Genomic DNA, 23,634 nt, shown 5'->3' on the forward strand with positions numbered 1-23,634 from the left:
ATCGGAGAACGGAGCATGATCGGACGCCTGAACCACGTTGCCATCGCGGTCAAGGACCTCGAAAAGGCCTCGGGCGTCTATAAGAACGCTCTGGGAGCCAAAGTCGGCGCGCCCACGGATCAGCCCGAGCACGGCGTCAGGGTCGTGTTTATCGAGCTTCCGAACACCAAGATCGAGCTTCTGGAGCCGCTTGGCGAAGCTTCGCCTATCGCGAAGTTTCTTGAAAAATCTCCTGACGGCGGTATCCACCATGTGTGCTATGAGGTTGACGACATCATTGCTGCGCGTGACCAGTTGAAGGCCCAGGGTGCGCGCGTGCTCGGCGACGGAACTCCGAAGATCGGCGCGCACGGTAAGCCCGTGCTGTTCCTGCATCCGAAGGACTTCTGCGGCACCCTCGTCGAGCTGGAACAGGTGTAAACCGAGCCTCTGGCTCTAGTTCGAAGGGTCTCGTCATGCGAACCTCGATCGCCGTCGCCACGTTCTTTTGCCTGTGGTTCATCACGCTTTTTACGGTCCTGCCGTTCTTTGCAAAAACACAGGGTGAAGCGGGCGACGTCGTGCCCGGCACACCCGAAAGTGCGCCCCACAGAATCAACCCGTTACGCGTCTTCCTCGTGAATACGGTCGTGACGTGCGTGGTGTTCGCGATCGTTTACGCTGTCGCTGCAAAGGTCGACCTTTTGCAGATCTCAACAGGCCTCATTCACGTCGGCAACTAGGCGGCGAACCCGTCCGGCGGCCCTTAAGCGCAAATTTCGCACATAATTCCACCAATTTGGGGCTTGCACCTGCGCGACGTGTTGCAAGCGGCATTCCAAGCGGCTATGCGCGCTGATCCCTAGAATAGGCTAGGCCCGCGGCTACGGGTCCGCCAGAAGCATAAAGTCGGTACGATGAGCAAGCGCGCGCTTTCCGTTTCCCGCGAGGAGAACTTCCCCGAGTGGTACCAGGCCGTCGTCCGTGACGGCGACATGGCCGAGACGAGCCCTGTCCGCGGCTGCATGATCATCAAGCCATGGGGCTGGGGCGTGTGGGAGCGTATTCAGGCCGATCTCGATGCCCGCATCAAAGAGACGGGGCACGACAATTGCTATTTCCCACTCTTCATCCCGATGAGCTTCATCGCCAAGGAAGCCGAGCACGTCGAAGGCTTCGCCAAGGAAATGGCGGTTGTCACTCATCATCGCCTGAAGAACGAAGACGGCAAGCTCGTCGTCGATCCCGACGCCAAGCTCGAAGAACCGTTGATCGTCCGTCCGACGTCGGAAACCATCATCGGCGATGCGTTTCAGCGCTGGGTGAAAAGCTATCGCGATCTTCCGCTACTGATCAACCAATGGGCCAACGTCGTGCGCTGGGAAATGCGCACGCGTCTGTTTCTACGCACGGCAGAATTCCTCTGGCAGGAAGGTCATACCGCTCACGCCGACCGCGACGATGCCGTCACTGAAACGCTGAAGATGTTGGAGGTCTATCGCACGTTCGCTGAAGACGTTCTCGCGATGCCGGTTGTGGCTGGCGAAAAACCGCCTAATGAGCGATTTCCCGGCGCCGACAACACCTATTCCATCGAAGCCATGATGCAGGACGGCAAGGCGCTGCAAGCCGGTACGTCCCATTATCTCGGTACGCACTTCGCCGAAGCGCAGAACATCCAGTTCCAGAATGCGCAAGGCCAGCTGACCTATTGCCATACGACGAGCTGGGGCGTGTCGACCCGTCTCATCGGTGGTGTCATCATGACCCACGGAGACGACGATGGCCTTCGCTTGCCGCCGATGATCGCGCCGCGCCAGATCATCATTGTCCCGATGCTACGCGAGAAGCCGGAAGATGCCGCGCTCATCGAATATTGCGCTTCAATTGAGAAAGACCTGAAAGCAGCCGGTGTCCGCACCCTCGTCGATCTGAAGCCGATCAAGTCGGCCGAGAAGCGTTGGAACTGGGTCCGCCGCGGCGCGCCCGTCATTGTCGAGGTTGGCGGCCGCGATGCTAGCGGCGGCAACGTCACGTTCATGCGCCGCGATCGTCTGCGCGATGGCGACAAGGTCATCTCGACCACCATGCCGCGCGACGAGTTCGTCGCCGGTGCCCCAGCACTTCTCAAGGATATTCAAGGCACTCTGTTCGCCGAAGCCAAGGCGCGGCTCGACGGCAACATCATCACCAACATGACGACGTTCGACGAGCTGGCTGACTATTTCGGCCCTGGCGAGGGCGAAGACGAGGCGGGCGCCTTCAAAGGCTGGGTCCGTGTCCCGTGGTCGCGCCCTGATGGCGAGGTCCTGGAAGGAATTGCAGATCGCCTGAAGGCTCTGAAGCTTACGATTCGCAATGCGCCTCTGGTTCAAGACGCGCCCGCAAGTAAATGTTTCTTCACGGGAGAACCCGCGAAAGAGTATGTGCTTATCGCCCGCGCATACTAAAACGGCCGCAATGCGGTGAGATGGCCTTAACTGCGACACAGGGAGCTGCGATGCGGCGCGCAATGGGGCAACGACAGTGAGGGCTCGATGACAGTTTCAGCGCACGGTGGGGTGTCCGCTGGAGTGCCCGCCGACCAAGGTGCCATAAGCGGGACGGCGCCGTTTTCCGCTTTCGAGTGGATGATCGCGGGCCGCTACCTCCGCGCGCGCCGCAAGGAAGGCTTCATCTCGGTCATCGCCGGGTTCTCCTTTCTCGGCATCATGCTCGGCGTCGCCACGCTAATCATCGTGATGGCCGTGATGAACGGCTTCCGACACGACCTGTTCTCCAAGATCATGGGCCTGAACGGCCACGTCATTGTGCAGAAGATCGGCGAGCGCTTCACCGATTATGATGCAGTCGCTGAGCGGATCAGCAAAGTGCCTGGCGTCAAAATCGCGATGCCGGTGATCGAAGGCCAAGTCATGGTTTCCTCCAGCACCCAGGCGCTGGGCGGACTTGTGCGCGGCCTGCGCGAAAGCGACATCAAATCCTTGAAGCTCGTTTCCGGAAATATGCGCGCCGGAACGCTCGATGGCTTCGACAGCCAGCACGGCATCGCTATGGGCGTGCGTCTTGCCAACCAGCTTCACGTTGGCCTGGGCGATATGGTCACGCTTGTGTCGCCGCGTGGCGCTTCGACTCCCTTCGGCACCGCGCCGCGATCTAAAGCCTATCAAATCACCTCGATCTTCGAGCTCGGCATGTCGGAATACGACCGCATGATGATTTTCATGCCACTGGCCGAAGCGCAGAAGTATTTCTCAAAGACGGGCGAGACCGATGTCGTCGAAGTGGTTGTCGACAATCCTGAGGACGTCGATCACTACGACGATCTGATCAAGAATGCGGGCGGCCCGACGATCGCCGTCAACGACTGGCGTCAACGCAACGAGACGTTCTTCAACGTGCTCTCAGTTGAGCGCAACGTCATGTTCATCATCCTGTCGCTGATCGTGCTGGTTGCGGCGTTGAACATCATCTCCGGCCTGATGATGCTCGTGAAAGACAAGGGCCGTGACATCGCCATTCTCAGAACGATGGGCGCCACCAAAGGCGCAGTGATGCGCATATTCCTGATAACCGGCGCATCGATCGGTATCGTCGGCACGCTCGCCGGTCTCGTCATCGGCGTGCTCTTCTGCTGGAATATCGAGAGCATCAAAAACTTCGTCTCGTGGGTTTCGGGTACGACCGTATTCGACCCGAGCGTCTACTATCTGACGAAGCTTCCAGCCGAGATCGATTTCCACGAAACCGGCGGCATTGTCGTGATGGCGCTCGTGCTCTCGGTCATCGCGACGCTCTATCCATCGTGGAAGGCGTCGAAGCTCGATCCCGTCGAAGCCCTGCGGTACGAGTAGGACGCATGGAAAACAAACCGATCGCACCAATTCTGCAGCTTGAGGGCGTCACGCGTTCTTTCCGCCAAGGCGAGAAGGAAGTCGTGGTGCTGCGCGGCGTCGATGCCGTGCTTTGGCCGGGTCAGGCCGTGGCGCTCGTCGGCCCTTCCGGTGCTGGTAAGTCGACGCTTTTGCACATCACGGGCCTACTTGAATCGCCGTCGAGCGGTCGGGTCGTCATCAACGGACGCGACTGCGCCACGATGACAGAAGCCGAGCGCACACGTCTGCGTCGCAAGGAAATCGGCTTCGTCTACCAGTTCCACCAGTTGCTGCCCGAGTTCAGCGCGCTGGAAAACGTCGTCATTCCGCAGCTCATTCTCGGCAAAAGCCGCAAGGCCGCCGAAGCCCATGCGCACGAACTTCTTGCCGGCGTCGGGCTTGCGCAGCGTGCGGAGCATCGTCCTGCCGAGTTGTCCGGCGGTGAGCAGCAGCGCACTGCCATCTGCCGTGGCTTGGCGAATAGCCCCCGCCTTCTGCTGGCCGATGAGCCGACGGGCAATCTAGATCCGCACACGTCCGACCACGTTTTCGTGCAACTCGTTGACGTCATCCGCCGCCAGGGCGTTGCAGCCTTGATCGCGACCCACAATATGGAGCTGGCAGCGCGCATGGACCGCGTGCTGCAAGTCCAGGAAGGCCAGCTGATCGAAATTTCGCTGTCCAAAACGCGTTAAGGCGCCAAATGGCCTTCGACGCGAGCCAAACGGGTTGTTTTTGCCCGGTATTTTTGCGTCGAGACAGCCGCGTTTGAAGCGCGCAAAATAGGCTTATGAACGCTCCGATTCGCACCGCTCCGCACGCGCCAAAATTCATTCACCTGAAGGTTCATTCGGCTTATTCGCTGCTCGAAGGCGCGTTGCCGATTACCAAGCTCGCCAAGCTCGCGACGGCGATGAACCTTCCCGCGATCGGCCTCACCGATACGAATAATCTTTTCGGCGCGCTTGAGTTCTCCGAGAAAATCTGGGGCGCAGGTGTGCAGCCCATCGTCGGCACGACGCTCGATATTGATTTCGGCGATAACCGCGACAATGGCCCGATGGCATTGCGAGCCATGAGCAACGAGCCGCGCGTGAAGCCCGCGGGCAAGCTCGCGCTGCTGGCCATGAACGCCGACGGCTTTGCGAACCTTATGAAGCTGTCGAAGGCGCTGAATTTCGAGGCGGCGTCGGACGAGCCCGCGCATGTGAAGATCGCGCGGCTCGAGGAATTGTCGGCCGGATTGATCGTGCTGACGGGTGGCCCGCAAGGCCCGATCGACACCGCTTTGCGCAACGCTCAGCCCGATCACGCCGCCGAGAGGCTCGCGACGCTTGAGAAGATATTCGGCGATCGCCTCTACGTCGAAATTCAGCGGCACGGTCTTGCAGAAGAAGCCGAAGTCGAGCCGCAGTTGCTCGAACTTGCCTATGCGCGGCGCTTGCCGATCGTTGCGACGAACGAATGCTATTTCGCCTCGCGTGCCGATTACGAAGCGCACGACGCGCTGCTATGCATCGCCGATGGCCGTTATGTTGTCGAAGACGATCGACGCCGAGCCAGCCCCGAGCATTACCTCAAGACCGAAGACGAGATGGCGTCTCTCTTCGCCGATCTTCCCGAGGCGCTGGCGAGCACGATAGAAATTGCGATCCGCTGCGCATTCCGCCCCGAAGGCAAGAAGCCGATCCTTCCACGCTTTGTTGCCGGTGATGATAGCCTCAGCGAAATCGAAAATTTCCGCTTAGAAGCCGCGGAGATGAAGCGTCAGGCGGTCGAAGGCCTGAAGCGCCGCCTCGAGGCACACGGGCCATCGCCAGGCTTCACGGTCGAAGACTACGAAAAGCGCCTCGCTTACGAGGTCGACGTCATCACGCAGATGAAGTTTCCCGGCTACTTCCTCATCGTGGCCGACTTCATCAAATGGTCGAAAGCCAACGGCGTGCCGGTCGGACCGGGCCGCGGTTCGGGCGCCGGTTCTCTCGTCGCTTATGCGCTGACGATTACCGATCTCGATCCGTTGCGCTTCGGCCTGCTGTTCGAGCGCTTCCTCAATCCTGAGCGTATTTCGATGCCGGACTTCGACGTCGACTTCTGCCAGGAAAAGCGCGACCGCGTCATCGACTACGTGCAGAAGAAATACGGCGACGACCGCGTCGCGCAGATCATCACGCACGGAAAGCTGCAAGCGCGCGCCGTGCTGCGCGATGTCGGCCGCGTGCTGCAGATGCCGTATGGCCAGGTCGATCGGCTCTGCAAGCTCGTGCCGAACAATCCTGCCAATCCGGTCACGCTCCGCGAAGCCATCGACGGCGAACCCAAATTGCAGGAAGAGCGCGATAGCGAACCAATCGTCGCCCGCTTGCTCGAAATCGCCGAAAAGCTCGAAGGCCTTTATCGCCACGCCTCGACGCACGCCGCCGGTATGGTGATTGGCGACCGTCCGCTCGAAGAGTTGGTGCCGCTCTACCGCGATCCGAAATCGAACTTCCCGATCACACAATACAACTGGAAGATGGTCGAGGCAGCGGGCCTCGTGAAGTTCGACTTCCTGGGTCTCAAGACGCTCACCGTGCTCGAAAAAGCCGTGCAGCTCATCAAGCGCGTGCGCGGCATAACCGTCGACTTGCCGAGTTTGCCGCTCGACGACAAGCCCGCTTATGAAATGCTGGCCAAGGCCGACACGGCCGGCGTGTTCCAGCTTGAAAGTACGGGCATGCGCGAAAGCTTGAAGCGGCTGAAGCCTGACCGCTTCGAGGACATCATCGCCATGGTGGCGCTCTATCGCCCCGGCCCGATGGATAACATCCCGACCTACATCAACCGCAAGCACGGCGAGGAGCCGGTCGACTACCTGCATCCGATGCTCGAAGGTATTCTAAAAGAGACCTACGGCGTCATCATCTACCAGGAGCAGGTCATTCAGATCGCGCAGGTGATGGGCGGATACACGCTTGGCCAGGCCGACATGCTTCGCCGTGCGATGGGTAAGAAAGACAAGGCCGAAATGGCGAAGCAGCAAGCGCGCTTCGTCGAAGGCGCTGTCAGCAAGGGCGTGAAAAAGGAAGAAGCGATCTACATCTTCGAACTCGTCGATAAGTTCGCTGGCTACGGCTTCAACAAATCGCATGCAGCCGCGTATGCGCTCGTCAGCTATCACACGGCGTATTTGAAGGCGAACTTCCGCGAGGAATTCTTCGCCGCGTCCATGACGCTCGATATGGGCAACACGGATAAGCTAGCGATGTTTGCGTCCGAAGCGCGCAAATCCGGCATCCGTATGCTGCCGCCGTGCGTGAACAATTCCGGTGTGGATTTCGGCGTTGAGCCGCCATCGGGAGATTCCAAGCTTGGTTCTATCCGTTATTCGCTTGCCGCATTGAAGAATATCGGGGCGAGCGCCGTCGAGACGATCGTCAATGAGAGAAACTCCGGCGGCCTTTATGAATCGCTCGCCGATTTTGCGTCACGCGTCGACGCCAAGGCTCTGAATAAGCGTGCGCTCGAGACGCTCGCCAAGGGCGGCGCGTTCGACTCGCTGAATTCCAATCGCGCGCTCGTCACTGCCAATGCCGATACCATTCTTGCATCCGCGCAGCGCCGCACCGCCGACGAAGCTCAGGGCACGACCGATCTTTTCGGCACCGCCGGGAAGCCCGCAGATCTCGTTCTGCGCGCGACGCAGTCGTGGACCGCGATGGAGAAGCTATCGGAAGAGTTCCAAGCCGTCGGCTTTTATCTCTCCGGCCATCCGCTCGATCAGTATGATCGCGTGCTGAAGAAGCTTGGCATAAAGAAATTCAGTGAATTCGAAATGCTCGTGCAGCGTGGCGCGACGGCCGGACGCCTCGCTGGCATCGTCATCGCCGCTCGCGAGCGCCGCTCGCAGAAAGGCAACAAATTCGCTTTTGCAACATTCTCCGACGCGACCGGCCAATTCGAAGCGGTCATATTTTCCGATACGCTTGCAGCCAGTCGCGAGCTTCTGGAGCCGGGCACGCCGGTGATCGTTTCAGTCGAAGCCGAGCGCGATGGCGAGACGATGAAAATGCGCGTGCAATCTATTGAGGAACTCGACAAGGCTGCGTCGGCAGTTCCCCGCAATCTCAAACTTGTTCTCGATCGAAAGTCTGTCGTGGCTAATGCTGCGCCGGTTTCGGACGTTAGCAAATATTTACGCCCGAGTGCGCGCGGCGGCGAAATTCGCATTGTATTGCCGCTCGAAGATCGCAATCGCGAAATGGAATTTATCCTCGCGGGGCGGTACGACGTTTCCCCGCGCGAAGCAATTCGCATTGAAGCGCTGCCAATTGTGGCGGAAATAATCGAAATCTAATACCGCTGGTTGCTGGCTCAAAAGTTACACTCAATTCGCGGAATATTTTTCGTCATCACCGACGGCTTTTCGCTGCGCTAAGCGTTAGAGGTTCAAGACGTGAGAGACCGCGTCTTTCTTTGAAGAAGATAGGAGCCTCTAATGAAAAAGAGCTTGATCGCAGCAGCTGTTGCCGCTGCCGTCACCCTCGGCGCTTTTGGCGGCGCTGCAAACGCAGGTGTCGCCGGCGCGAACCTCAACGGGATTGGCGTGCATGCGGATAAAACCGCCGTCGAGCACGTCTATTACAAGAAGCGCTACTACAAGCATCGGCACTACAAGCACCGCAAGTGGGTTTGCCGTTGGCATCACGGCCACCGCAAGTGCTACTGGCGCTATTGGCGCTAAGTGAAGTTGCGTTTTTAGTCGAAGGCAGCGCCGTGACGCTGCCTTCTTCTGACACAGTTTCAGCGCATAGCTCCGCACCCCGAGCTAGCCAAAAACGAGGCAAGAGATGTCAAAATTCCACGCCGCTTTGATTGCTGCTTTGCTGCTTGCTCCTGCTGCTACCGTCGCTCGCGCCGCCGACGACGAGAAAGAGCCGCCGAAATTGAGCGCAGCCGACATTAAGAAGAATATCGAAGCCGTCGCCTCCGATCCCGCGAAGGTGAAAGCCTATTGCGCCATGACCAAGAAAATGGACGAGGTCGGCGACGACGAGAAAAAGGCGGAAGCCGCCAGCGACGAAATCGACGGATATTTCAAAACGCTGGGCGAGGATTTCGAGAACGCCTGGGATGACGGCCAGGACGCCAAGGACGACTCGCCGGAAGCCAAGGCGATGGACGACGCCGTCTCGACGCTCGATTCCAAGTGCAGCAAGTAAACTGACGACGCGACGCGTCTCGCCTCGAACGCGGGGAGGGGCGAGAGCAGTAGCCGCATATCCCCTTAATCCATAATTCGGCGCGCCACGATCCGCTCATCAAGACGGCGGCCGTGGCGCGCGTTGCATTCGCGGCCTGGCAGGCGAGGCGCCGGAGGTGGCTGATACAAGTTTAGCCGCAGCCTAGGCTTGCACAAAAAGCCGATCCCCCGTATACAGCCGCCATCTCACACGCGAGACATTTGCGCCATGCGGATGAAAAGCCCCGCATCGTGCTCCGGTGGAGAAATGCTAAGTCTGTAAAAAGGCTTGCAAATCTCTTCTCAAGTCTCGCGGAGGTCTAACCGGAAAAGGAAACGTTTCGATGGCACTTCCTGCCTTCAACATGCGTCAGCTATTGGAAGCTGGCGTTCACTTCGGCCACCAAGCTCACCGCTGGAACCCCAAGATGGCGCCGTTCATCTATGGGTCGCGCAACAAAATCCATATCCTTGATCTGACGCAGACGGTGCCGTTGCTGCACCAGGCGTTGCTGAAGGTTTCCGACACGGTCGCCGGCGGCGGTCGCGTTCTCTTCGTCGCGACGAAGCGTCAGGCGTCAGACGGCATCGCTGATGCTGCCAAGCGCAGCGCCCAGTACTTCATCAACCATCGTTGGCTCGGCGGCACGCTGACCAACTGGAAGACGGTTTCGCAGTCGATCCGCCGCCTGCGTCAGCTGGATGACATCCTCGCCGACCCGCAGGGCCGCACGAAGAAGGAAATCCTGAACCTGACGCGTGAGCGCGACAAGCTCAACCAGTCGCTCGGCGGCATCAAGGACATGGGCGGCACGCCTGATCTTCTCGTTGTGATCGATACCAACAAGGAATCGATCGCCATCCAGGAAGCCCGCAAGCTCAACATCCCGATCGTTGCGATCGTCGATACGAACTGCGATCCCGACGGCATCGACTACCCGGTTCCGGGCAATGACGACGCCGGCCGCGCCATCACGCTCTATTGCGATCTCATGGCTCGCGCTGCGCTCGATGGTCTGGAGCGTTCGCAGGGTTCTGCTGGTGTTGACGTTGGTGCCTCCGAGACACCACCGGCCGAGGAACTGCCGAAGGTCACCTTCAAGGGCATCGAAGCGCCGCGCGGCGAGGCCGACGATCTCAAGCGCATCACCGGTATCACGCCGAAGATCGAGCAGCGCCTCAACGATGCGGGCGTCTACCACTTCTGGCAGATCGCCGATCTCGACAACGATTACGCCGAGGCGCTCGATCGCCAGCTGAAGCTCAAAGGCCAGATTGCCAGCGAAAACTGGGTTGCCCAGGCCAAGAAGCTCGTCGAAGCCGCCAGCGTCTAAAGCGCGTTGGCAATTCGACACAAAACTGACGTGCTTTTGAAGCGCGAACGTGAATGAACTTTGATGAGGCGCCCGCCGGGGCGCCTCGAACCTCATAGGTGACAGGAATGACAACGATCACCGCCGCAGACGTGAAAAAGCTGCGCGACATGACCGGCGCCGGTATGATGGACTGCAAGACCGCGCTGACCGAAACGAACGGCGACATCGAAGCCGCCGTTGATTGGCTGCGTAAGAAGGGCCTTTCGAAGGCTGCGAAGAAGTCGGGCCGCATCGCCGCCGATGGTCTCATCGGCATCGTCGCCAAGGGCCGTGAAGGCGCCGTCGTCGAGGTCAACTCGGAAACCGACTTCGTTGCCCGCAACGAGCAGTTCCAGACCCTCGTCCGTGATATCGCAGGCCTCGCTCCTGCAGCGAAGGGCGACCTCAAGGCGCTCCTCGATGCAAATTATCCGGGCACCAAAAACACCGTCGAAGTCCAGCTTCAGGAAGCTGTCGCAACGATCGGCGAAAACATGACGCTGCGCCGCACGGCGGCCGTTGCGGTGAAGGAAGGCGTCGTCGCTGACTACGTCCACAATCGCGTCGCAGACGGCCTCGGCAAGATTGGCGTGCTCGTTGCACTGGAAAGCGCGGGCGATGAGCCGACGCTCTTCGATTTCGCCCGCAAGATCGCGATGCATGTGGCAGCTTCGCCGACCACGCTCGTTGTCAACGAGAGTGACCTTTCCCAAGAGGCGATTGACCGCGAAAGGGCGGTCTACGTCGAGCAGGCGAAGGCTGAGCCGCGCAACGCCGGTAAGTCGGATGACATTCTGGCCAAAGCCAGCGAGGGCCGGCTGCGCAAGGAATTCATCGGTACGGTTGTGCTCATGAACCAGGCGTTCCTGATTGGCGACGGCAAGGCGACGGTCGCGCAGGCCGTTAAAGAAGCCGAGAAGGCCTGCGGTGCGCCGATCAAGGTCGCAGGCTTCATCCGCTACGCGCTCGGCGAAGGCATCGACAAGAAGGAAGAAGATTTCGGCGAGGAAGTCCGCAAGCTGGCAAGCGGCGGTCGCTGAGATCGGCAAGGTCGAGCTCAAGGTCAACGGACGCCCGCTGGCCGGAATCGCCCGAGCAGGTTAGGTATCAACCGGCCGATCGCCCGTGATCGGCCGGTTTTTCGTATTATGATGGCTTTGGTGCTGATCGGGAGGCAACGGAATGGCGGACGCGCGGGGTCTTAAATACAAGCGGCTGCTGCTGAAGCTTTCCGGCGAAGCTCTGATGGGTAAGCAGCCCTACGGCATCGACATGAGCGTTGCCGAGCGGTTGTCGAAAGACATTGCGGATGCTGTTGCGGCAGGCGCCGAAATTGCGGTCGTCATCGGCGGCGGCAATATTTTCCGCGGCCTTTCCGGCGCAGCGAAAGGCATGGACCGCGCGACTGCCGACTACATGGGCATGCTCGCGACAGTCATGAACGCATTGGCGTTCCAAAATTCTCTTGATCGTCTCGGCGTCCCCGCCCGCGTGCTCTCGGCAATCCCCATGCAAACGGTCTGTGAAAGCTACGTGCGCCCCAAGGCGCTGGCCTATCTCGCGCGCCAGCAGGTCGTCATTTTTGCGGCAGGTACCGGAAATCCGTTCTTCACGACCGATACGGCAGCCGTTCTGCGGGGCATCGAGATGAACTGCGACGCCGTCATCAAGGCCACCCAGGTGGACGGCGTTTACTCTGCCGATCCCAAAAAACACAAAGATGCAGTACGTTATGACCGGCTCAGTTATTCCGAAGTTTTAGCGAATGATCTCAAAGTGATGGACGGAGCGGCCATTGCCCTTGCCCGGGATAACGGACTTCCGCTAATTGTGGTTTCCATCGAAGAACCGGGAAATCTCTTGAAGGCGCTGCGCGGCGAGGCTCGCCAGACCCTCATTGAAGGAACCGGCTGAAGGCCGCTCGATGCCGATCTGCGCCGCGTTTCGAGCGGGGCGCTGCTGTCCGGTTTTGCGCGCCGGGAAGGAATAGGAAATGTCTCAGACTGTTCACGACATCAAAGAAATTGAAAAGCGCATGCGCGCTTCGATCGACGCTCTGAAGCGCGAGTTTACTGGCCTTCGCACTGGGCGTGCACACGCCAATCTCCTCGATCCCGTACAGGTGATGGTTTATGGCTCGCGGATGCCGCTCAATCAGGTTGCAACCGTTTCGGTTCCCGAGCCCCGCATGATTACGGTGCAGGTTTGGGATCGCAGCAACGTCATTGCCGTTGATAAGGCAATTCGTGAAGCCAACCTCGGCCTCAATCCCATCACCGATGGCCAGATCCTCCGTCTTCCGATTCCCGCGCTGACAACCGATCGCCGTCAGGAACTCGTCAAGCTCGCCCACAAGTATGCCGAGCAGACGAAAGTTTCGGTTCGCAATGTTCGGCGCGAAGCCATGGATCTTCTCAAGAAACTTGAGAAGGACGGCAAAATGAGCCAGGACGAACAACGGGGAAACTCGGATAAGGTCCAAGAACTCACCGATCGCCTCATCAAGGAGGTCGACTCGACGCTCGCTACTAAAGAGGCCGAAATTCAAAAAGTCTGATGGCCACGGTCGTTTTGCTGGCTTGAAGTTGTCTGAAGATATGTGAGATCTCAATCCCAGAGGCCGTTTGACATTGGCGCCACCAGCGAAGCCGACAGACGAGCGGACCGGCCCTGTAACGCCGCCGAAGCACGTTGCCATTATCATGGATGGCAACGGTCGCTGGGCGCGCGAGAGGGGATTGCCGAGAACGCTCGGTCATCGTCAGGGCGTCGAAGCCGTCCGCCGTGCCGTGCGCGCCGCAATCGAGCTGCAAATCACATATCTCACGATCTTCAGCTTCTCCTCTGAGAACTGGAAACGTCCGATCGACGAAATCGACGATCTGATGGGGCTGATGAAACGCTTCATCCGGCGCGATCTTGCCGATCTGCATAAGTCGGGCGTTTGCATTCGGGTCATCGGTCAGCGTTTGCACGTCGACAGCGAACTGATGACCCTGATCGACGAAGCCGTCGAATTGACCCGCAATAACGACAAGCTGACGCTCGTTATCGCTTTCAACTACGGCTCGCGCTCGGAGATCGCAGGCGCCGCGCGCAAGCTCGCCGAACAGGTCGCAGCGGGCCTGTTGGATCCGGCCGACATCACCGTCGAACGCATGGCGAATGCGCTCGATACTTCGGGCATTCCGGACCCCGATCTGCTGATCCGCACGTCCGGCGAAATGCGTCTTTCGAACTTTCTATTGTGGCAGACCGCCTACTCAGAGTTCGTCTTTCTCGACTGCTACTGGCCGGATTTCGACAAGACGGCATTTGAAAACGCCATTGCGGAATTTCGCTCCCGCGAGCGCCGTTTCGGCGGCTTGACCAAGCGCTCGATGGCCTGAGGATTGGCAATGCCATCAGAAAATCGGGACGGCCAGCAGCGTTTTCTTGGCGGCTTGTTCGACTTTATCCCCGCTGAATTGCGCCTGCGGATCGTCTCTGGTGTCGCCATTGGCGCCATTGCCTTCACCATGCTGTATTGGAGCCCAGGCGCTTTCGCGCTGCTAACCTTTCTGGTCGCTGCGGCGATGAGCTGGGAGTGGGGCCGGATTGTCAGGGGGCCGATGCCGGATAGCGGGTTGATCGTCCATGTGCTGGCGGTATTGGCTGCCGCCATGCTGACGGCCCGAGACATGGCCGGAATGGCCATCGTCTCAGCCGTCGTCGGCGCCGTCGCCGTTGCAGCATTGGCGGCTGGTTCCGATCGGGCGCGGCTGTCAGGAGCGGGCGTGCTTTACACCGCGCTGCCGGTCGTCGCGCTCGGATGGCTGCGAAGCGACGAGCCTCTGGGCTTTCTCGCCACGTTGTTCGTTGTTCTCGCTGTGGCCGTAACCGACGTCGCAGCCTTTGCCGCCGGACGCATCATCGGAGGGCCGAAACTCTGGCCCCAGGTCTCACCGAACAAGACCTGGTCCGGTTTGATCGGGGGCATCTCGGCAGCGGCTGCGGTGGGCGCGTTGTTCTCGGTCGTGTCCGGTACGGGCGGCGCGATTTGGCTCGCAAGCCTCGGATTGGCGGTCGGTTTGGTGTCGCAATGGGGCGATTTGGCTGAATCGGCACTAAAGCGCCATTTCGGCCTGAAAGATTCTGGAGGCTTGATTCCCGGCCATGGCGGTTTCATGGACCGTATGGATGGGCTTGTGACAGCCAGCGTTGCGGCCGCGCTCATCGGCTTTTCAATTGATGCGTTCGCGCCGGCGCGAGCGCTTTTATACGGATCATAATGATGGCAGTGACCGCAAGCGTTCCGAACCGGTTGCCCGATCGCGCCACGGCAGCGCCGCGAGGCGATGCAGCACGGCCGATGCGGCTCAGCGTGCTTGGAGCGACGGGGTCGATCGGGACGAGCACACTCGATCTCGTCTCGCGGACTCCCGAAAAATTCGAAATCGTTGCGCTGACGGCGCAATCGAACGCCAAGGAACTCGCGGCCCTGGCGCGCCGTCACAATGCCCGGGTTGCCGTCATCGGCGATGAAACGCGTCTTGGCGAACTGCGTGAGGCGCTGGCTGGAACGAGCATCCGCACGGCCGCAGGGCCGGACGCGCTTGTCGAAGCCGCGCTTGAACCCGTTGATTGCACATTGGCGGCCATCGTCGGCGCCGCGGGGCTCAAGCCGACGTTTGCGGCAGCCTCGCAAGGCGCCCGCGTGGCACTCGCAAACAAGGAATGTCTGGTCTCGGCCGGCCACGTCTTCACGTCGGCAATCTCTCGGGCTGGCGCCGAACTCCTGCCGGTCGACAGCGAGCACTCCGCCGCCTTTCAGGTCATGGCCGGTGCAGACCCAGCCTCGATTGATAAGATCGTGCTGACGGCGTCCGGCGGCCCCTTCCGGTCCTGGACCCGCGACGCCATCGCTGCCGCTACGCCGGAGCAGGCGCTCAAACATCCGAACTGGTCGATGGGCGCCAAGATCACCATCGACAGTGCTACCTTGATGAACAAGGGCCTGGAACTGATCGAAGCTTTCCACCTCTTTCCTGTGGGTGTGGATAAACTCGATTGCATCGTCCACCCGCAATCAATCATCCATTGCCTCGTCAGCTACGTCGACGGCTCTGTGCTCGCACAGATGGCGTCCCCCGACATGCGCACGCCGATCGCCGTCGCTCTGTCCTGGCCCGACCGAATGGCGGCGCCGACGGAAAAGCTCGATCTCGCCCGCCTCGCGACCTTGACGTTCGAAGCCCCTGACGAAGATCGGTTTCCGGCTCTGCGCGTCGCCCGGGCGGCGATGCGCCGCGGCGATACGGCTCCGGCAGTGTTGAATGCCGCTAACGAGGTGGCCGTAAAGGCATTTCTCGATCGCCGCATCAAAATGTTCGACATTGCCGCGCTCGTCGAAGAAACGCTTGCTGCGGCGGAGCGTCAGGGGGCCATTTGCCCGGCCCAAAGCCTCGACGATATACTGGCGGTCGATGACATGGCCCGAGCCTTATCTAACGAGAAACTTAGTGGCTATTGAGGCGCCTAGCGCCTAATCTCGGCGGCTAACGGTAATCCGAATCAGCATCGGGATCGCGGACCTATGGATTTTTTGGCGTCGCTCGCAGGTTGGATCTGGCAATACGGCGTGATGTTCCTGCTGGTGTTGACCCTCGTAGTCTTCATCCACGAGCTGGGGCATTTTCTGGTTGCGCGCTGGTGCGGCGTGACGGTCAAGGCCTTTTCGATTGGCTTCGGCCCTGAAATCTTTGGCTTTTATGATAAGTACGGGACGCGCTGGCGCTTCGCCTGGATCCCGCTTGGCGGCTACGTCAAATTCATCGACGACGAAAATCCTTCGTCGTTCGGCGGCGAAAAGCAGCTGAAGCCCTCCGAACGTGCGGGCGCATTCCATTCGAAGTCGGTAGGTGCGCGCGCTGCGGTCGTCGCGGCCGGTCCGATCGCCAACTTTATCCTCGCCATCGTTCTATATTCCGGCCTTAACGCCACGGTTGGCCTGCATATTCTGCCGCCGCTGGTGGACGCGGTCGTGCCGAATTCCCCCGCCGAGCGCGGCGGTTTCAAGCAGGGCGACATGATCGTCGCGATCAATGGCACGAAGATTGATCGTTTCGATGATTTGCAGCGAATTGTCGGCTCAAGCGCCGGCGAGCAGTTGACCTTCACGGTCGATCGCGACGGTAAGACCGTCGAACTCAAGGCGACGCCAAACGTCGATGAGCAGCGCGATGCGATGGGTCGGACGTTCCGCCGTGGCTTGATCGGCATCCAGCGCGCCATTGCGCCGGACAAGGTGCGGACAGTTCACGTCGGGTTGCCGGAAGCCGTAATGCTCGGCGTCAGCGAAACCTATGGCAACATTACCGCGACGCTGGCAGGGCTCAGAGATATCATAACCCGCCGGCAGTCGGCGGAGCAGATGGGCGGCCCGATTATGATGGCCGAGGTCACCGCAAAAGTCGCCGAACTCGGAATCGAGCCGATGCTGCGGTGGATCGCCTTCATCTCGGCCAATATCGGCTTCCTGAACCTGCTGCCGATCCCCGTTCTCGACGGCGGTCACCTTATGTTCTACGCGTTCGAGGCGGTGCGTCGGAAGCCTGCCAGCGAACGCCTGCAGCAGATGGGCTTCCAGGTCGGGCTGGCGCTGCTCATGATGTTGATGGTTTTCGTGAATTTCAACGACATTATGAACGTTTGGCGTCGATTGACGGGGGCGGGCTGATGCCGAGAAGAATCATTGGGGAGTGACGTAAACTTACAACTTTTCGAGGGCTTTCTGAATCGTTAAAAGCGGTATCCTGCGCAGCATGTTATGATTTCGACTCGGGGGGCCGAAGAGAAGTCAGACGGGAGAGGCTGTCGCAGATCTGGGACGTCACCACGAACAAGACCAATAAGAAACGAGCCGACAAGAACGACAAAAAGACGACGAGAAAAGAAGACGCATGAGTGTGACGCTGCCGCCGACAGCGCGCATGTGAATTTGGGGGTCGGCGGCACACGGGGGCAATTCCGCGTATGCAGAAATTCAAGATCATCTTGGCGGGATTGCGCCTCTTACTGGCGCTTCTTGTCCTCTCGCCGATGGTCGCGATGGTGGATGCAACCTGGACGTCGGGTGCTGCGTTCGCTCAAAGCGTGATCAAGAATATCGAAGTTATCGGTAACCGGCGGGTAGAGCCGGAGACCGTCCGCTCCTACTTGCAGTTCAACGCTGGCGATCCCTACAACGCCTCGAAGGTCGACGCCTCGATCAAGGCTCTCTTCGCAACCGGCCTCTTCGCTGACGTTTCGATCGACTACAAGGGCGCGACGATTGTCGTGACCGTGAAGGAAAACCCGGTCATCAACCAGGTCGCCTTTGAGGGTAACAGCGAGGTCGATACGGCCACGCTTGTCGGCGAAGTTCAGTTGAAACCCCGCTCTGTCTTCACGCGCGCCAAGGCTCAGGCCGATGTGCAGCGCATTCTTGACGTTTATCGCCGTCAGGGCCTTTTCGCCGCGACCGTCGAACCGAAGATCATTCAGCTTGAACAGGATCGCGTAAACCTCGTCTTCGAGATCAACGAAGGTGCGGCTACGAAGGTCAAAGGCATCAATTTCGTCGGCAACCACGCGTTCTCCGACAGCCAGTTGCGCGACGTCATCTCGACGACGCAGGTCGGCTGGTTCGACTTCCTCAAGGGAACGTCGATCTACGATCCTGACCGCATGAACCTCGACCGCGAGCTGATCCGTCAGTATTACCTCAAGAACGGCTATCCCGACGCGTCCGTTACGGCCGCCAACGCCGAAATCGATCCGGACGGCACGGGTTTCATCATCACCTTCGCAATCGAGGAAGGTCAGCCCTACACGTTCGGGGCCATCAACATCGAAAGCTCGCTTCCGGGCATCGATACCAGCACGCTGACGGGCGATCTCCTGACGCAGACGGGGCAGGTCTATGACGCCTCGCAAATCGACAAGACGTCCGAAAAGCTGACGCTCGACATCGCGGACCAAGGCTATGCCTTCGCGCGCGTTCGTCCGCGGCCGATCCCTGATGCAGCATCGCACACGATTGCGATTACCTACGTCGTTGACGAAGGCCCGCGCATCTACATCGAGCGCATCAACGTCATCGGCAATACGCGCACGAAAGACTTCGTGATCCGTCGCGAATTCCGCCTTGCAGAAGGCGACGCGTTCAACGCGTTGATGGTTGATCGCGCCAAGAAGCGCTTGCAGGCACTCGGCCTCTTCAAGAGCGTCGACATCAAGCGCCGTCCCGGTTCCGCACCCGACCGCGTCATCCTTGACGTCGAGGTGCAAGAACAGTCGACCGGCGAGCTTTCGTTCGGTGCGGGCTACTCGACGAGTGAAGGCGTCATCGGCGACGTCTCGATCTCCGAGCGCAACCTGTTCGGTAATGGACAGTACGTCCGCTTGAAACTTGCAGGCTCGTTCGAGCGTGCGCAGGTGGACTTCTCGTTCACCGAGCCGCGCTTCCTTGATCGTAACTTGGCCGCGGGCTTCGACCTGTTCTTCAAACAGCTCGACTACACTGATCAGTCAGGTTTCCAACAGCGCAAAATCGGCGGTGACGTTCGTCTGGGCTTTCCGCTTGCCGAGCATCTCTGGATGCAGACGACCTACGCATTGTCTCGCGATGAGATCTTCGACGTTACGTCTTGGGCATCGCCTGCCATTAAGGAAGCCTGCGGTGCGAACTTCAACGGCGGCACCGACCAGAACGGCCTGTTCCGTTGTACCGATAAGGGTTACTGGACGTCGCTCATCGGCACGACCATCAGCTACGATCGGCGTAACAATGCGCGTAACCCGACCAACGGCTACTACATCGAGCTGGCCAACGACTTCGCGGGTCTCGGCGGTGACGCACAATACTGGCGTGTCAATGCGGAAGGTCGCTACTATTACCCGATCACCGACAAGATCACCTTCGTTGGCCGCGCAGTTGGCGGCGTGATCCAGGGCTGGGGCGGCGAAGATGTCCGCCTGCTCGACTCCTTCTTCAAAGGCGGCGAGACGGTTCGTGGTTTCGATATCTCTGGCTTCGGTCCGCGAGACATCAATTCGTCGAACAAAGACGCGCTCGGTGGTCAGAAATACTGGGCGGCAACTGCAGAAATCCGCTTCCCGCTGCCGTTCGTTCCTGAGGACATCGGCCTCAGCGGTGCGGTCTTCGCCGACGCGGGCTCTCTCTGGGATGCGACGGGCGGCGCCCACGACGCGCTTGATGGCTGCGTAGCGAAGAACGGTCAGTCCTGCTTGCAGGATAGCAGCGCCATTCGTTCGTCGGTCGGTGGCAGTATCATGTGGAACTCGCCGGTCGGACCGCTTCGCATGGACTTTGCCAAGGTCCTCACCAAGGAAAGCTACGACCAGACGCAGTTCTTCCGCTTCGGTGCTTCGTCCAGGTTCTAAGGTCCGGACGTGAACGGTTTGAAATTGTGATAAATTCGAGAGCGGCGCCCCAACAGGCGCCGTTCTTTTTGTTGATCAGGCAATACAGCTATGGGCAATTCCGCTCAGGGGCTTGCCATTATCTCTCAGGTCGTTCATTCAACGTCCCCACACCAATCATCTGAAACAACGACGTGCCGGAGGCGGCGCCATGGAGCATCCCGGTTTTTTCGAACGCACCGGGCCATATACGCTGTCTGAAGTCGCAAAGGCGGCAGGCGCAAAATTGGCTGATGGGGCAAATCCAGATGCCCCCATCGACGACGTACGGCCGCTCGTCGAAGCGGCGGCCACGCACGTGTCGTTTATCGACAATAAGAAATATCTGCCGCAGCTGGCTACGACGAACGCCGGCGCTTGTCTGGTTAGTCCGGCACTCGCCGATCGCGTGCCGGCCGGAACGACGGCTCTAGTCACGCCGCAGCCCTATCACGGCTTTGCTTTGGCTTTGGCGCTGTTTTATCCAAGCGCTATGCAACCCATGGTGGCTGCAGTAGGCGCGCCGCCTATCGACCCGACCGCCAAGATCGAGGCGGGTGTCATCATCGAGCCGGGCGTCATCATCGGACCCGGCGTGCAGATCGGCAGCGGCACGCGCATCGCCGCAGGCGCGGTCGTCGGCGCCCGGGTAACGATCGGACGGGACTGCTTTATCGGCCCGCTAGCGACCGTCACCCACGCTCTTGTGGGCGATCGCGTCATAATTCATTCCGGCGTCCGGATCGGCCAGGACGGCTTCGGCTTCGCCATGGGCCGCGGTGGACATCTGAAAGTTCCGCAGATCGGTCGCGTCATCATCCAGGATGATGTTGAGATAGGGGCAAATACAACCATAGACCGTGGCGCCCTTAAGGATACGATGATCGGCGAGGGCACGAAAATTGATAATCTCTGCCAGATCGGGCACAACGTCCTGATCGGCCGCAACTGCATCATCGTTGCGATGTGCGGCATCTCGGGCTCGACCGAGCTCGGCGATTTTGTCGTCATGGGCGGTCAATCCGGGACTGTCGGCCACATCAAGATCGGTAGTGGCGCGCAGGTCGGCGGGGCATCGCATCCCACGCACGATCTCGCGGCGGGCGGCCGATACTTCGGCACACCGGCAAAGCCGTTGCGCGAATCCGCGCGTGAGCAGGCCATGATCAAACGGCTTGTCGCGCGCGACAAGGGAAGTCATGACGACGGATCGTCAGGCTCGGACGCAAGCTGACAATTCGAAGTCGGCGGGTGCGCCCGTGCAGTCACAATTTTTTGGAGCAGACGACGATGGAAGGCAAGGCACCAGCGGGCAAGGTTCTCGGGACCGCGGATATCAATCGCGTGATGCAGCTATTGCCCCATCGCTACCCGTTCCTGCTCGTCGATCGCATCTACGATATGGACGGCGATGAAAGCTGCGTCGGCGTCAAGAACGTGACGATCAACGAGCCGTTTTTCCAGGGGCACTTTCCGCAGTTTCCGGTCATGCCGGGCGTGCTGATCATCGAAGGCCTTGCGCAGACGGCAGGCGCGCTTTGTGTCTCGAACGTCGGTCAGGATTACAAGGCCGAACTCGTCTACTTCATGGGCATCGACAACGCGAAATTCCGCAAGCCGGTTCTACCGGGCGATCAGCTCCACTTTCACGTGAAGAAGGTTCGCAATCGCGGCCGCGTTTGGCGCTTCAAGGGCGAAGCCAAGGTCAACGGCAAGGTCGTCGCCGAGGCGGAGATCAGCGCCATGCTCGCCGACACGGCCGATGCCCGCGCATTTGCGAGCCAGAATGGCTGAGGTCGAAGTCCATCCGACGGCCATCGTCGAAGACGGCGCCTCGCTTGCGCCCGGCGTGAAGATCGGGCCGTTCTGCGTCGTCGGGCGCGAGGTTAAGCTTGGCGAGCGCGTGGAACTCGTGAGCCATGTCGTCGTCGCCGGCACGACGGACATCGGAGCCGGCACGCGCGTCTTTCCGTTCGCCTCGATCGGCCATCAGCCGCAGGATTTGAAGTACAAGGGCGAGCCGTGCTCTCTGTCCATCGGTTCCGATTGCATCATCCGCGAAGGCGTGACGATGAACCCCGGAACGGCCGGCGGCGGTTCGGTAACGACGGTCGGCAACGGCTGCGCGTTTCTTGCAAACAGCCACGTCGGCCACGATTGCCGCGTCGGCAATGGCGTCATCTTTTCGAACAACGTCATGCTGGCGGGCCATTGTAACGTCGGGGACTTCGCAATTATCGGCGGCGGCGCGGCCGTGATCCAGTTCGCTCGTGTTGGTCATCACGCCTTCGTCGGCGGCATGTCTGGCCTTGAGAACGATCTCATTCCGTACGGCATGGCGCTCGGCAATCGCGCCTATCTATCGGGCCTCAATATCGTCGGCTTGCAGCGGCGCGGCTTCTCGCGCAACGACATCCACGATCTCCGCCGCGCCTATCGCCTGCTGTTCGCGGCCGAAGGCACGCTCGTAGAACGCATGGAAGACGTCGCCGAGGAATTCGCGGGCCACGCCTCCGTGCAGGAAATCCTGGCCTTCATCCGCCAGGGCGGCAAACGTTCTCTGTGCACGCCGAAGAACGGCGCTGAAGACTGAGCTTACGCGCGATGGGCGAGGCGACGACGAAGCGCATCGGGATCATCGCGGGCTCAGGATCGTTGCCGCTTGAGGTCGCTCGAAGCATCGCGCGTCAAGGCGGCAGCGTTCACGTTGTCATGGTCGAAGGCGCAGCCGATCCGGCCTTAGCGGCCTTTCCACATACGATCGTCAATTGGGCACAGCCCGGCCGCGCGATGGCTGCGTTCCGCAATGCTGGCATCACTGACGCCGTGCTCATTGGCGGCTACGGCCGCCCATCGTTTGCCACGGCGCGTCCCGATCTCACGTTTCTGCGTCTCGTCCCGGCCGTCGTGAAGTTGCTGAAAGCAGGCGGTGACGATGCTGTGCTGCGCGGCGTGCTCGCGCAATTTGAAGCCCTTGGTCTTCACATCTTGAGCGTCGGCGATGTCGCACCGGAATTGATCGTTGCCGAAGGCGGCCTGACGAAAGCGCGTCCCTCCGATGGCGACGCTGCCGACATCGCCCGCGGGTTCGATCTCGTTGCCGCGCTCGGCCGCTACGATATCGGCCAGGCTGTCGTCGTCACGCGTGGCGAGATCGAAGCCATCGAAGGCGCGGAAGGCACAGATCGCATGCTGAAGCGCGTCGCCGAACGCCGGGCTGCGCATGGAATGCGCGAACGCGCAGGCGTACTCGTCAAGCGCCCGAAGCCCGGACAGGACATGCGCGTCGATCTTCCGACCATCGGACCCGATACGGTTGCGAATGCCGCCGCAGCAGGATTGGCAGGCATCGCCGTGATGGCAGACCACGTCATCGCCGTGAACCGCAACGACATGATCGCGGGCGCCGATGCGCAAGGCCATTTCGTGACCGGCGTGAAAGATGGCGAGCGCACCCCGCTTGCTGCGAATCCGCCGTCATCGCGCATGACCACGCTTGGTCATATGACCGCCTACGAAGCAGCCGATAAAGACGTGACGCGCGCTGCGGGCATTTTGTCGGCCCTCGAACATTTCGGCGGCGGATCAGCCGTCGTCATCGACCGTGGCCGCGTACTCGCTGTCGGCACGACTGAAGACCCGTCCGACGTCATCGCCCGTGTTCGCGATCTTCGCGGCAACAATGCCAAGCGGCGCGGCTTGGTCGTCGTCGGCGCAGGGCAAGCTCTCACCCCAGATTTCATAAAGGTCGCCAACGCCG

Annotated in this window: 20 protein-coding genes and 1 pseudogene; all 21 read left to right on the top strand. The window is 60.2% G+C overall.

The genetic code is table 11. The features are described from left to right. Positions 1-15 precede the first annotated feature (15 nt). On the top strand, positions 16-420 hold the full coding sequence (gene mce / locus RLW55_RS11940) for a methylmalonyl-CoA epimerase (RefSeq protein ID WP_409560588.1): 405 nt from the start codon (positions 16-18) through the stop codon (positions 418-420). A gap of 35 nt (positions 421-455) precedes the next feature. Then, positions 456-722 carry a DUF1467 family protein gene (locus RLW55_RS11945; protein ID WP_423414306.1) on the top strand — a complete coding sequence of 89 codons (267 nt, stop codon included), beginning with the start codon at positions 456-458 and terminating at the stop codon, positions 720-722. A gap of 174 nt (positions 723-896) precedes the next feature. Next, positions 897-2,429 carry a proline--tRNA ligase gene (gene proS / locus RLW55_RS11950; protein WP_423414307.1) on the top strand — a complete coding sequence of 511 codons (1,533 nt, stop codon included), beginning with the start codon at positions 897-899 and terminating at the stop codon, positions 2,427-2,429. A gap of 87 nt (positions 2,430-2,516) precedes the next feature. After that, positions 2,517-3,833, top strand: a complete 1,317-nt coding sequence (locus RLW55_RS11955; RefSeq protein WP_423414308.1) for a lipoprotein-releasing ABC transporter permease subunit — start codon at positions 2,517-2,519, stop codon at positions 3,831-3,833. 5 nt (positions 3,834-3,838) lie between these two features. Then, positions 3,839-4,549 carry an ABC transporter ATP-binding protein gene (locus tag RLW55_RS11960; RefSeq protein ID WP_409560584.1) on the top strand — a complete coding sequence of 237 codons (711 nt, stop codon included), beginning with the start codon at positions 3,839-3,841 and terminating at the stop codon, positions 4,547-4,549. 95 nt (positions 4,550-4,644) lie between these two features. Then, positions 4,645-8,190 (top strand): DNA polymerase III subunit alpha, encoded by a 3,546-nt coding sequence (gene dnaE, locus RLW55_RS11965; RefSeq protein ID WP_423414309.1) that lies wholly within the window; start codon positions 4,645-4,647, stop codon positions 8,188-8,190. 141 nt (positions 8,191-8,331) lie between these two features. After that, entirely contained in the window at positions 8,332-8,577 is a 246-nt protein-coding gene (locus RLW55_RS11970; RefSeq protein ID WP_013948492.1) for a hypothetical protein, read from the top strand. Positions 8,578-8,683: 106 nt separating this feature from the next. Continuing rightward, positions 8,684-9,055 (top strand): hypothetical protein, encoded by a 372-nt coding sequence (locus RLW55_RS11975; protein ID WP_409560582.1) that lies wholly within the window; start codon positions 8,684-8,686, stop codon positions 9,053-9,055. A 364-nt stretch (positions 9,056-9,419) separates the two neighbouring features. Next, on the top strand, positions 9,420-10,409 hold the full coding sequence (locus RLW55_RS11980; RefSeq protein WP_013948488.1) for a 30S ribosomal protein S2: 990 nt from the start codon (positions 9,420-9,422) through the stop codon (positions 10,407-10,409). A gap of 107 nt (positions 10,410-10,516) precedes the next feature. Then, positions 10,517-11,470: a translation elongation factor Ts gene (gene tsf / locus RLW55_RS11985; RefSeq protein WP_409560580.1), complete on the top strand. Its 954-nt coding sequence runs from the start codon at positions 10,517-10,519 to the stop codon at positions 11,468-11,470. Positions 11,471-11,612: 142 nt separating this feature from the next. After that, positions 11,613-12,344, top strand: a complete 732-nt coding sequence (gene pyrH, locus RLW55_RS11990; RefSeq protein WP_409560579.1) for a UMP kinase — start codon at positions 11,613-11,615, stop codon at positions 12,342-12,344. A 79-nt stretch (positions 12,345-12,423) separates the two neighbouring features. Further along, the gene (gene frr, locus RLW55_RS11995) at positions 12,424-12,987 is read left to right on the top strand and encodes a ribosome recycling factor (protein WP_409560578.1); all 564 of its coding nucleotides are present in this window, start codon (positions 12,424-12,426) and stop codon (positions 12,985-12,987) included. A 73-nt stretch (positions 12,988-13,060) separates the two neighbouring features. Next, a complete protein-coding gene (locus RLW55_RS12000) occupies positions 13,061-13,819 on the top strand; it encodes an isoprenyl transferase (RefSeq protein WP_013948484.1) in 759 nt (252 codons plus the stop codon). A gap of 9 nt (positions 13,820-13,828) precedes the next feature. Beyond that, positions 13,829-14,701, top strand: coding sequence for a phosphatidate cytidylyltransferase (locus RLW55_RS12005; RefSeq protein WP_423414310.1), 873 nt, complete (start codon positions 13,829-13,831; stop codon positions 14,699-14,701). 2 nt (positions 14,702-14,703) lie between these two features. After that, entirely contained in the window at positions 14,704-15,942 is a 1,239-nt protein-coding gene (locus RLW55_RS12010; RefSeq protein ID WP_423416412.1) for a 1-deoxy-D-xylulose-5-phosphate reductoisomerase, read from the top strand. Between the two features lie 63 nt (positions 15,943-16,005). Beyond that, the gene (rseP, locus tag RLW55_RS12015) at positions 16,006-17,148 is read left to right on the top strand and encodes an RIP metalloprotease RseP (RefSeq protein WP_409560575.1); all 1,143 of its coding nucleotides are present in this window, start codon (positions 16,006-16,008) and stop codon (positions 17,146-17,148) included. A gap of 296 nt (positions 17,149-17,444) precedes the next feature. After that, on the top strand, positions 17,445-19,856 hold the full coding sequence (gene bamA, locus RLW55_RS12020; RefSeq protein ID WP_423414311.1) for an outer membrane protein assembly factor BamA: 2,412 nt from the start codon (positions 17,445-17,447) through the stop codon (positions 19,854-19,856). Positions 19,857-20,046: 190 nt separating this feature from the next. Then, positions 20,047-21,108 carry a UDP-3-O-(3-hydroxymyristoyl)glucosamine N-acyltransferase gene (gene lpxD / locus RLW55_RS12025; protein ID WP_423414312.1) on the top strand — a complete coding sequence of 354 codons (1,062 nt, stop codon included), beginning with the start codon at positions 20,047-20,049 and terminating at the stop codon, positions 21,106-21,108. Positions 21,109-21,164: 56 nt separating this feature from the next. Next, a complete protein-coding gene (fabZ, locus tag RLW55_RS12030) occupies positions 21,165-21,668 on the top strand; it encodes a 3-hydroxyacyl-ACP dehydratase FabZ (RefSeq protein WP_013948478.1) in 504 nt (167 codons plus the stop codon). Beyond that, positions 21,661-22,467 carry an acyl-ACP--UDP-N-acetylglucosamine O-acyltransferase gene (gene lpxA / locus RLW55_RS12035; RefSeq protein ID WP_013948477.1) on the top strand — a complete coding sequence of 269 codons (807 nt, stop codon included), beginning with the start codon at positions 21,661-21,663 and terminating at the stop codon, positions 22,465-22,467. Before fabZ ends, lpxA begins: the two co-directional genes overlap by 8 nt. Positions 22,468-22,478: 11 nt before the next feature. After that, positions 22,479-23,291 (top strand): annotated as a pseudogene (locus tag RLW55_RS12040) (LpxI family protein); the annotation flags it as partial. Positions 23,292-23,634 lie beyond the last annotated feature (343 nt).

Origin of the sequence: Hyphomicrobium sp. B1 (genome assembly GCF_049532635.1) — a bacterium.
Taxonomy (GTDB): domain Bacteria; phylum Pseudomonadota; class Alphaproteobacteria; order Rhizobiales; family Hyphomicrobiaceae; genus Hyphomicrobium_B.

What these genes read in the sequence shown, in the direction of transcription:
- RLW55_RS11945 (WP_423414306.1), top strand. Translation starts at nt 456, where the DNA reads ATGCGAACCTCGATCGCCGTCGCCACGTTCTTTTGCCTGTGGTTCATC.
- lpxA (WP_013948477.1), top strand. Translation starts at nt 21,661, where the DNA reads ATGGCTGAGGTCGAAGTCCATCCGACGGCCATCGTCGAAGACGGCGCC.
- tsf (WP_409560580.1), top strand. Translation starts at nt 10,517, where the DNA reads ATGACAACGATCACCGCCGCAGACGTGAAAAAGCTGCGCGACATGACC.
- RLW55_RS11955 (WP_423414308.1), top strand. Translation starts at nt 2,517, where the DNA reads ATGACAGTTTCAGCGCACGGTGGGGTGTCCGCTGGAGTGCCCGCCGAC.
- bamA (WP_423414311.1), top strand. Translation starts at nt 17,445, where the DNA reads ATGCAGAAATTCAAGATCATCTTGGCGGGATTGCGCCTCTTACTGGCG.
- proS (WP_423414307.1), top strand. Translation starts at nt 897, where the DNA reads ATGAGCAAGCGCGCGCTTTCCGTTTCCCGCGAGGAGAACTTCCCCGAG.
- RLW55_RS12010 (WP_423416412.1), top strand. Translation starts at nt 14,704, where the DNA reads ATGGCAGTGACCGCAAGCGTTCCGAACCGGTTGCCCGATCGCGCCACG.
- RLW55_RS11975 (WP_409560582.1), top strand. Translation starts at nt 8,684, where the DNA reads ATGTCAAAATTCCACGCCGCTTTGATTGCTGCTTTGCTGCTTGCTCCT.
- rseP (WP_409560575.1), top strand. Translation starts at nt 16,006, where the DNA reads ATGGATTTTTTGGCGTCGCTCGCAGGTTGGATCTGGCAATACGGCGTG.
- dnaE (WP_423414309.1), top strand. Translation starts at nt 4,645, where the DNA reads ATGAACGCTCCGATTCGCACCGCTCCGCACGCGCCAAAATTCATTCAC.
- frr (WP_409560578.1), top strand. Translation starts at nt 12,424, where the DNA reads ATGTCTCAGACTGTTCACGACATCAAAGAAATTGAAAAGCGCATGCGC.
- lpxD (WP_423414312.1), top strand. Translation starts at nt 20,047, where the DNA reads ATGGAGCATCCCGGTTTTTTCGAACGCACCGGGCCATATACGCTGTCT.
- RLW55_RS11960 (WP_409560584.1), top strand. Translation starts at nt 3,839, where the DNA reads ATGGAAAACAAACCGATCGCACCAATTCTGCAGCTTGAGGGCGTCACG.
- RLW55_RS11980 (WP_013948488.1), top strand. Translation starts at nt 9,420, where the DNA reads ATGGCACTTCCTGCCTTCAACATGCGTCAGCTATTGGAAGCTGGCGTT.
- mce (WP_409560588.1), top strand. Translation starts at nt 16, where the DNA reads ATGATCGGACGCCTGAACCACGTTGCCATCGCGGTCAAGGACCTCGAA.
- fabZ (WP_013948478.1), top strand. Translation starts at nt 21,165, where the DNA reads ATGGAAGGCAAGGCACCAGCGGGCAAGGTTCTCGGGACCGCGGATATC.
- RLW55_RS11970 (WP_013948492.1), top strand. Translation starts at nt 8,332, where the DNA reads ATGAAAAAGAGCTTGATCGCAGCAGCTGTTGCCGCTGCCGTCACCCTC.
- RLW55_RS12005 (WP_423414310.1), top strand. Translation starts at nt 13,829, where the DNA reads ATGCCATCAGAAAATCGGGACGGCCAGCAGCGTTTTCTTGGCGGCTTG.
- pyrH (WP_409560579.1), top strand. Translation starts at nt 11,613, where the DNA reads ATGGCGGACGCGCGGGGTCTTAAATACAAGCGGCTGCTGCTGAAGCTT.